The following is a 9255-nucleotide window of genomic DNA, read 5'->3' as shown; positions in this document are numbered from 1 at the left end:
ACCTAATTCACGTCCAATTTCTCGTGTCGACCAGCCGAGTCGAAGAAGAGTTTCTAGTTTACTACGTTCAATTATGCTAAGATGGGAGTAGCTCATGTTAGTTCTCCTGTATGAATGGTTGTGTGGTAACTCCCATTTTACATGAAACTCACATGGGCCTTTTTATTTTCTAGCTGTCGCACTTCATATTACAATCCGTCATTTGGTAAGGTCACTCGGAAATATGCTTGATCGTGCATGCTAGTCTGGATGAAAGGCCATAATACGGATAGTTTAGGAAATGGAGGCGCATGACATGATAGGATGGGCGATTGCTGGAGGGATAGTAGTTGTCTTGCTTGCCCTCATTGTCTTTTCGTCCATTGAGTGCAAAATCATCATTCACAAATCAGGAAAACATGAGCGAGTTGTTCTATTGATTCGGGCATGCTATGGACTGCTTCGTTGGAAATATGAATGGCGATCCATTCGATTTATTAACTTGGAAACAGGGGTTCACCTGCATGTAAAATCTAAGGATAATGTCGGAACAGGTCATGCAAGTCGAGAGGAAGCTCAGGTCGATAAGAAATTGATAGAGAGATATAAGCATAACGTGCGGCGACTTCTACGTCATACGCGTTACATCATTCTATGGCTCAAGGAAACTCTCCAACGAGTACAGTGCAGCATGTTTACTTGGGATACGGAGATTGGACTGCTTAATCCGGCAACAGCCTGTCTATTGACAGGGGCATCATGGTCAGTGAAGAGCATACTGGTAGGTGCATTGAGCCACCATATTCGATTTCGCAGACATCCTCAGATGGAAGTGAATCCGCAATTTCACACCCCTTTTTTTTCCACTAGGATCGTTTGTATAACCAAAATTCGCATCGTGCACGCTATAACTGCTGTAATCAAGTTGATTATTCGCATCGTTCGCGCAGAAGGAGGAATACGAACATGGCGGAACATCCTATCGAGGGCTTAATGCATGCAGCCTTAAACAATATTAAGGCTATGGTAGATGTAAATGCAATCGTGGGCGATCCTGTCCAAACACCTGACGGCAGCGTCATTTTGCCGATCAGCCGCGTTGCATTTGGCTTTGCGGCAGGAGGCAGCGACTTCCGGTTGGATGAGAGATACGACAGACATGACAGACCGGCCTCAGAACGTGGTGAGGCTCGTACAGTTCCTGCAGCCTATGCCTATGGTTCGAAGCCATTTGGAGGAGGAAGCGGCGGTGGCGTCTACATAACACCGATTGCCTTTCTCGTCGTTGGCAGGCGGGGCATTCAGGTCGTGTCGCTCGACAATCAGACGCATCTGCTGGAGAAAATTATTGATGCCGCACCTAATGTGCTGGATCAAATCAGTTCGATGTTCAAGAAGCAGGAATCAACGACGGCCGAGGATATTATTATATCGGATCGGTAGGAATATGGCGTCAGGCTTGATTGTTGCTGCCGTTATTGCCGGTAAAATGGCGATGCAGTCAACGGGAGCTTGACGCTGTTTTTCATTACGAGCAACTCCTGCTTGCTTAAGTAATCATAAGTGATGGACATACTCGGTCTCGAACAAGCATACATATGGAACAACTTGACCGGTATACAGATAAAGGAGGAACGTATGAGCAAGCATCCATACGTAGGACAAGTTGGAAAGATGATTGCGTTGTGTGCATTGTTGGGTTCGGTCCTGGCATATGATTTGTATGGACGTGCCGTGTCAGCTGATCCATTCGTGGACACAAGTCGCTCACAGCGTGAGGCTGTACAGGAATGGTCTGTTCCGCTGCAAGTTGAGCTATCGAATGCAACTGATTCCGCTCGAATCACGCCTCCATCTACTGCAGCAAGAGCAGCAGCCTTAATAGATGTAGCGTCTGGAAGAGTGCTATACAGCCATAACGGGAAGCAGGAGCTTCCAATGGCGAGTACGACGAAAGTGTTGACCGCGATTGTGGCAATTGAGCATGGCCGGCTGGAGGATAAAGTAAAGGCGACTTCTCGTGCTGTAGGTAAGGAAGGCTCCTCCATTTACTTGAGACTTGGAGAAGAGATGAGTCTTAACCATTTGTTGTATGGCCTTATGCTTCGTTCAGGCAACGATGCTGCGGTGGCGATTGCTGAGCACGTTGGAGGGTCGGAAGAAGGCTTCGTCCACTTAATGAATGAGAAGTCGAAGCTACTCGGGTTAGAGCATACCCAGTTCCGCAATCCTCATGGTTTGGATGAGAAGGGTCACTATACGACTGCAGAAGATCTAGCTCGTATATCAGCATATGCACTGCATAATGCAACCTTCCGTGAAATCGTGCGCACCCGTACGAAGAAGGCGCCTAATACCATAGACAATTGGGATTATGTGTGGGGCAATAAGAATAAAATGCTTCACTTGTATGAGGGAGCAGATGGTGTGAAGACAGGTTACACGAAAGGTGCATTGCGGTGTCTAGTCAGTTCTGCCACACGGAATGGCCAGCAGCTTGTTGCCGTAACACTGAATGACCCCAGAGATTGGGAAGACCATAAAAGGATGCTCGATTACGGCTTTCAAGCGTTTCCGCAAGCGAAGATTGTAGAGGAAGGCCAACATATTGAGGGTCAGCCATTCGAAGCTTCTAGATCGCTGACGTATCCGCTTGGGTATGGGGAACAATCGAAATTGTCTGCCAAGCTCGCCGTACCAACAAGCGGTAGTCTCGAAGCAAGGTTAGGTCATCAGGGACGCTTGACGATGTATGTGGACAAGGAACCGATAGCCAGTGTAGATGTTCGAAGAATTTCTCCAGATGAATCTGCGCCAACTCGAGGTGGTTCAGCCAAGCATACTTTTGCAGTTCCAAGTAAAAGCAAGAGCGGCACCGTTCTCAGTGAATGGATGCTGGTACTAAAACGTGTAACAGGCAGACTATTTGGCGCAGCTTGATCGCCCATGGGAAGGGAGACGGTTGTTATTGTAAATGCGATATGGATGTTCATGCTTCTTGTGGGATTCATCGCTGCTGCCGCTCAGGGAAAGATTGACGTAGTGACGGAAGCCGTGTTCGAGGGAGCGAAGACAGGAGTATCTGTAAGCTTTGGCCTCATCAGTGTTATGGTGTTCTGGCTAGGGATCATGCGGATTGCAGAGGATGCAGGGCTGCTGAAGCGGCTTGCCAAGGCTCTTGGCCCAGTCGTTCGGTATTTGTTTCCCGATGTACCTCGCAACCATCCTGCTCTCGGTTTCATTATGTCGAATATGAGCGCGAATTTGCTTGGGCTAGGCAATGCAGCTACACCGATGGGGATAAGAGCTATGCAGGAGCTTCAGAAATTAAATCCGAATAAAGACACGGCTACGCCTGCCATGTGCACCCTGCTTGCAATCAATACGTCAAGTATAACCCTAATCCCAACAACATTGATTGCGATAAGGATGAATTTCAACTCTGCTAATCCTGCCGAGATTGTAGGTACTACGCTGCTTGCGACCATTGTTGCAACATTTGCAGCGATTTTCGCGGATCGATGGTACCGAAGAAAGGATGCGAAGCGTCCGCCCCCGCAACAATTAAAGTCTGAAAAAGATCGGTATACCGACTCCAAGGGAGCGGGATATCATACACCAGCTAGTTGAACAATGATTTGATGATTATGGCATCATGACCTTACTTCCAGCCTCGAAATGAAGTAGAAAGGATGGTCCGGTTATGTATGCATTTGTATCCGCTATATCCGCATGGGCCATACCGGCCATTATCGTTTTTATTCCATTGTTTGCCTATTTCCGGCGTGTGCCCGTATATGAGACCTTCGTTGAAGGGGCGAAGGATGGATTCCAAACCTCAATCAACATCATTCCAACCTTAGTAGGCATGATGGTTGCGATCAGTGTATTTCGTGCATCTGGAGCGATGGATTGGATGGTGGGGCTGCTGCGCCCGATACTCGATTGGATAGGCATTCCTGGTGAGGTGATGCCTCTCGCTTTCTTGCGACCCATTACAGGAGCCGGCTCTCTTGCCTTTACTACCGATCTGATTAAGATGTATGGGCCTGATTCCATGATTGGCCGAATTGCTTCAACGATACAGGGGAGCACAGATACAACGATCTATGTGTTGACCGTATATTTCGGCGCTGTTGGGATTAAGAAAGGTCGGTATGCACTAAAAGTTGGCCTATTCTCTGATTTGGTCGGATTTATTGCAGCAATTGTCGTCTGTTTCCTTGTATTTGGTTTCATAACAGGGTAATATCATAATAGCTTGAATAATGTAAGTTAATGACAAGCTCGCGCCCTCTTGGCTGCGGGCTTTTCTCTTCAATGAGGATACTAATAGTTTGAGGTGACAGACATTCATGGAAGAACGTTTACAGAAGATTTTGGCGAACGCGGGCGTCGCATCGCGTCGAAAGTGTGAAGAGCTTATTAAGGAAGGTAAGGTAGAGGTTAACGGAGAAGTCGTAACAACTCTAGGTGTAAAGGCAGATCCATCAAGCGATGTGATTACTGTTAGTGGGAGAACGATATCGGTTAAGTCCGACAAAATAGTGTTAGCCTTCCATAAGCCGAAAGGCGTTATTACAAGTACATCAGATCCAGAAGGCCGCAAAACAGTCATGGATTTTATGAAGGGTGTCAAGGCGCGAGTATATCCGGTAGGACGCCTCGATTACGAAACAGAGGGGCTTCTACTGTTTACAAATGATGGTGAGTTAGCCAATATGCTCATGCATCCGCGCCATCATGTGGAGAAGACCTATCATGCAACCGTGAAAGGCGTACCGCATGGGGATAAGCTGGAGCAACTGAGAAAAGGGGTTAAACTTGAGGATGGTATGACTCAGCCAGCAGCGGTGGAATACCATGATGTTGACTTGGAGAGCAATACTGCAACCATCAGTATAACGATCCATGAGGGTCGCAATCGTCAAGTTCGCCGCATGTTCGAGGTGATTGGCCATCCTGTCACCAAGCTGAAGCGTGTGAAGTTCGGTAATATTACGCTGCAAGGGATTCCCCGTGGCAAACACCGTGTGCTGACGAAGTCGGAAGTCAACGAACTCCGTATGGAGATGAAATCCAACCGTACCATGCATACGTAAAATCGGATAGAGCAGTATATCGCTTTTATTGCACCCCGCCCGGTAAATGGTGACACATAATTTTCATATTGAGGAAGATATGTCCGCTAATCTATGAATTATAATAGTCGTGGATGGTGTAATGCAATTGTTGCATTTATGTCGTCCGAATGTGAAATATGTCATAGAAAGCAAGTGTTCAATCTATATCAATTGAACCACATCAAGAAGGGGCGATGATATTGGGCAAGAGAAACAAGACAGTCCAGATTCTCATACTAGCTGTCATTGCGATACTTGGCGGGATTGCAATTAGCAATGCGTACAGTAAGCCTACATACCCTGAGGTTGGCAGCCGCATACCAGATGTGTCGCTTCATACGCTGAAGGGCGATACTGTGCAGCTGAGTGATTACAAGGGAAAGTCCCTGGTGCTTAATTTCTGGGGCTCCTGGTGCGAACCGTGTGAGCGGGAGATGCCCACCTTGCAGAAGGCAGCAGATGATTGGAAGGATCGCAACGTGGAAGTCGTCGGCATCAACTATGGAGAAGATGCGATCGTTGTGGACAATTATATGAAAGCGGTAAATGTTCATTTCACGATGCTGCTCGATTCAAATAAGAGTGTAACCAAAGCATTCGGTGTCCGTCCATTGCCGACCACATTCTTCATCAAGCCTGATGGCAAAGTCCATGCTATTCATACTGGGGAAGTCACTACAAGCCAACTAGAGTCCTATCTGGAACAAATGGCGAAAGAATAGGGGCTTGAAGGGGAGGAGGACTAGGCTGTGCGGTTTGAGAATACGAAGTGCGAATGCGGCCATCAGAATGCAGTAGGAACTGTATTGTGCGAGGCCTGCGGCAAGCCGCTATTTGAGGGGGATGAGGTGGATTCCGTACTGGAGATGCGTTATGACGGGGTAGCTCGTAAGTCGCAGAAGGCAAGTCCGTCATGGATTGATCGCATTTGGAATTTCTTCTCCTCTGTAAAAGTGGCGGTTATTCTTATTGTCATTACATTAATTGGTGCGTCACTCGGTACCATCTACCCACAGGAAAGCTCATTTCTCAGCATAGACCCGACACAATATTATAAGAGCACGTACGGTACAATGGGACAAATCTATTATATGCTTGGCTTGTCTCATACATACGAATCCTGGTGGTTCATTACATTGCTTGTCATGATCGGAGCTTCGCTGGTCATTTGCAGCATTGATCGTGTACTTCCGTTATATCGTGCATTACATCGGCAGAAGATACGTAAGCATGTACAGTTTATTTCGAGGCAGCGGATCGTCTATGAAGGATCAATAGACATAGATGCTGAAGCTTGGCTGGATAACATGTCGAACGTACTCAGGAAGAAAGGCTACCGGGTTATTAAGGATAATGAGGCGTTATTAGCTGAGAAGAACCGGTTCAGCCGCTGGGGGCCGTACATCAACCATATCGGACTTATTCTCTTCTTGCTTGCTATACTTGCACGAAGCATCCCAGGTTGGCATTACGATTATTATGACGGTTTCCCACAAGGAGAAGCCCGTGAAATACCCGGAACTCCCTATTATTTGCAGAATGATAAATTTACAGTTGAATATTACGGCGAGGAAGATATGCCTGAGCAGTTCGTGAAGGAAGGGCGTGTCATACCGAAGCTGTTCGAGACGAAGGCGACACTGTTCAAGTGTGTGGACAAGTGTGGTGATGCGCGTGTGAAGCCTGTGCTTGAACAGGTAGCTCAGCACAATATTCAGTTGAATTCACCGCTTGAATATGAAGGGCTCATGGTCTATCAGAGCGACTTTGAATCGCGTCTCGTTGCGGTAAGCCCTGTACTTAGCAATGTGGACACAGGAGAGGTATACGGCAAGTTAGAACTTCGGGTGCAGAATACGGCTACGGAGTTTCAAGCAGGTCCATATTCACTGAAACTGACAGGGAAATACTTGGATTTTGCAATTGGCAAAAACGGAGAACTGACTACAAAATCGCAAAACCCGAACGCACCTGCATTCAGCTTCTTGATTAAGGGGCCGAATCTCCCGAGTGAAGGCCTGCCTTACTTGTATTTTGCGCTGCCTAAGGACAAAGATCAATTTCATCAAGATGATATTAATGCCAAGCTGAGAGAGAGTTTAGGGTCTGGCTCGATGCCGAATCTTCGCATCGGATTAGAATCCATGGAAGATATCATCTATACGAATTCAATCAGTTATATGACCGTGCGTAAGGAAACGGCGCTGCCGCTCATCTGGATTGGGGCTGGTATCAGTATGATCGGTCTAGTTATGGGCTTCTATTGGCAGCATCGCCGCATATGGCTTCGAATCGACGGCAATCGCTTGCTGCTTGGTGCCCATACGAATAAGAACTGGTATGGAATTCGGAATGAGGTGGCGAGTGCGCTCGGAGCTGTTCACGTAGAAGTAGATGCCAAATCGATCGATCGTGGGGGGAATAAGGCGTGACTTTGCAATGGAGTCAGGACGCATATATTATCGCGTTTTTCTTGTTTTGTCTTTCCTTTATTTTGTACGTCGTGACTGTTGCTGGCCGGAAGATGAAAACTCGCGATCCCGTTCGTTTCGAACGCAGATGGGGAGCAATTTCATTTGGTGTAACGATACTTGGATTTATTAGCCAGATCGTTTATTTCGGATTGCGTTGGGCATACGCTGGGCATATCCCTGTCAGCAATATGTATGAGTTCATGTCATTTTTGTCGATGATGATTATCGGTGCATTTATCGTTGTATACCTTATTTATCGAAGTACTGTATTAGGGCTCCTTGCTGTACCGCTCGCCTTCTTGATGATGGCGTATGCATCGGTCTTTCCAAGCGAGATACAGCCGCTTATTCCACAGCTGAACTCGGTATGGCTAAAGCTCCATGTGACGATGTCGGCACTTAGCTATGCTTTCTTTGCGGTAGCCTTTGTTGCAGGACTGCTCTACTTATTGCGTACCGTCCGTTGGGATGCTGGAAGCTCGCGCAAGCCGCAGCGCTGGCTTGAGTTCACAATGGGCTGCATCGTTGTATTCATCGGCTTTATCGTGGTCGTATACAGTTTTCGTGCTGCAAGCTATGAGGTGGTTATAGGACAGAAGGTTGAATCGGTCAAGACCGGAGGAGAGATCGAGACAGGCTTGGAGATGGTCTCCTATACAATGCCACCGCTTGTGGCTCCGCATTTAAGTGATGAAGCTACCTTGCAATCACTACCCTCTTTCCTAGGAATGAAGCTGCCATTAATGGAAGCACCGGGCTGGATGAAGGGAGTTCAATCGGGCCGGAAGCTGAATACGGTAGTATGGTCGGTCATCGCAGGACTGATCTTGTACGGATTAATTCGCTTGCTGCTGCGCAAGCCAATCGCAAAGGCCCTTCAACCCTTGTTCCATGGGATTGATCCAGACACTGTGGATGAGATTAGCTATCGCTCAATCGCGATAGGATTCCCGATCTTTACGTTAGGCGCACTTATTTTTGCAATGATATGGGCCCAGGTTGCATGGTCAAGATTTTGGGGCTGGGACCCGAAGGAAGTATGGGCGCTTGTGACTTGGCTTGCATACAGCGCTTACTTGCACTTGCGTCTAGCACGCAGCTGGCAAGGAACTAAGTCTTCTTGGATGTCGGTAATCGGATTTATTATTGTCATGTTCACACTTGTTGGGGTAAACCTTGTGATATCAGGCCTGCATTCCTACTCAGGGGTATAATTGAAGGTTAACAAATGGCAAAAAGATAGAAACGACTGGGATTACGAACAAGGAGTACCCCAGTCGTTCACATTTTTGCTATAATAGAGCCAAGTATCAAGGCAACGACGAGAGGATTACCCTGCGAGTTGCCTGTTATATTAAAGCTAGAGCTACCAACCTCATCAATTGCAGCCGCACTTGGCTTCGCTTGAGGTTTTCTTTTATGGTGGAAAGGGGAGTCATACATGTCCGAGCAAGTGAATCGAATCTTGATCGTCGATGATGAAGAGCGGATACGCCGACTGTTGAAAATGTACCTTGAAAAAGAAGGTTTTGAAATTGAAGAGGCGGAAGATGGAGAAGCAGCGCTGCGAATGGCTGTAAGTGAAGAGTATGACCTCATTCTTCTTGACTTGATGCTGCCAGGCATCGACGGTGTAGAAGTATGCACACGCTTAAAGCAAGTGAAGGCTACGCCAGTGA

The 9255-nt window shown here is 47.2% G+C and carries 11 protein-coding genes; 10 read left to right on the top strand and 1 reads right to left on the bottom strand.

The window, feature by feature from the left end:
- The coding region (locus AZ66_RS31570) for a helix-turn-helix domain-containing protein (RefSeq protein ID WP_044357640.1) at positions 1-96 on the bottom strand (96 nt) is incomplete at its 3' end.
- Between the two features lie 199 nt (positions 97-295).
- Here AZ66_RS31570 and AZ66_RS22955 point away from each other — a divergent pair.
- From AZ66_RS22955 to AZ66_RS22910, 10 genes are all read left to right on the top strand, one after another.
- Positions 296-973 carry a DUF2953 domain-containing protein gene (locus tag AZ66_RS22955; protein ID WP_021259242.1) on the top strand — a complete coding sequence of 226 codons (678 nt, stop codon included), beginning with the start codon at positions 296-298 and terminating at the stop codon, positions 971-973.
- Positions 946-1422 (top strand): GerW family sporulation protein, encoded by a 477-nt coding sequence (gene ytfJ, locus AZ66_RS22950; protein ID WP_044356988.1) that lies wholly within the window; start codon positions 946-948, stop codon positions 1420-1422. The genes AZ66_RS22955 and ytfJ overlap by 28 nt, the downstream gene beginning before the upstream one ends.
- Positions 1423-1617: 195 nt before the next feature.
- On the top strand, positions 1618-2919 hold the full coding sequence (locus AZ66_RS22945; protein WP_052648783.1) for a D-alanyl-D-alanine carboxypeptidase family protein: 1302 nt from the start codon (positions 1618-1620) through the stop codon (positions 2917-2919).
- 27 nt (positions 2920-2946) lie between these two features.
- Positions 2947-3609 carry a nucleoside recognition domain-containing protein gene (locus tag AZ66_RS22940; RefSeq protein WP_231587000.1) on the top strand — a complete coding sequence of 221 codons (663 nt, stop codon included), beginning with the start codon at positions 2947-2949 and terminating at the stop codon, positions 3607-3609.
- 73 nt (positions 3610-3682) lie between these two features.
- A complete protein-coding gene (locus AZ66_RS22935) occupies positions 3683-4228 on the top strand; it encodes a spore maturation protein (RefSeq protein WP_021259238.1) in 546 nt (181 codons plus the stop codon).
- Positions 4229-4334: 106 nt separating this feature from the next.
- Positions 4335-5081 carry a pseudouridine synthase gene (locus AZ66_RS22930; RefSeq protein WP_021259237.1) on the top strand — a complete coding sequence of 249 codons (747 nt, stop codon included), beginning with the start codon at positions 4335-4337 and terminating at the stop codon, positions 5079-5081.
- 215 nt (positions 5082-5296) lie between these two features.
- Entirely contained in the window at positions 5297-5824 is a 528-nt protein-coding gene (locus AZ66_RS22925) for a redoxin domain-containing protein (RefSeq protein ID WP_227774399.1), read from the top strand.
- A gap of 27 nt (positions 5825-5851) precedes the next feature.
- Positions 5852-7534, top strand: coding sequence for a cytochrome c biogenesis protein ResB (gene resB / locus AZ66_RS22920; protein WP_021259236.1), 1683 nt, complete (start codon positions 5852-5854; stop codon positions 7532-7534).
- Positions 7531-8790, top strand: coding sequence for a cytochrome c biogenesis protein CcsA (gene ccsA, locus AZ66_RS22915; RefSeq protein ID WP_044356987.1), 1260 nt, complete (start codon positions 7531-7533; stop codon positions 8788-8790). Before resB ends, ccsA begins: the two co-directional genes overlap by 4 nt.
- Before the next feature lie 227 nt (positions 8791-9017).
- Positions 9018-9255 (top strand): response regulator (locus AZ66_RS22910; RefSeq protein WP_044356986.1); only part of this gene is annotated, 238 nt, incomplete at its 3' end.

Source organism: Paenibacillus sp. E194 (genome assembly GCF_000935845.1).
In the GTDB taxonomy this organism is placed as follows: Bacteria; Bacillota; Bacilli; order Paenibacillales; family Paenibacillaceae; genus Paenibacillus_B; species Paenibacillus_B alvei_B.
Note: the sequence above shows the minus strand (reverse complement) of the source record. Positions and strands in the feature narration are given on the sequence as shown.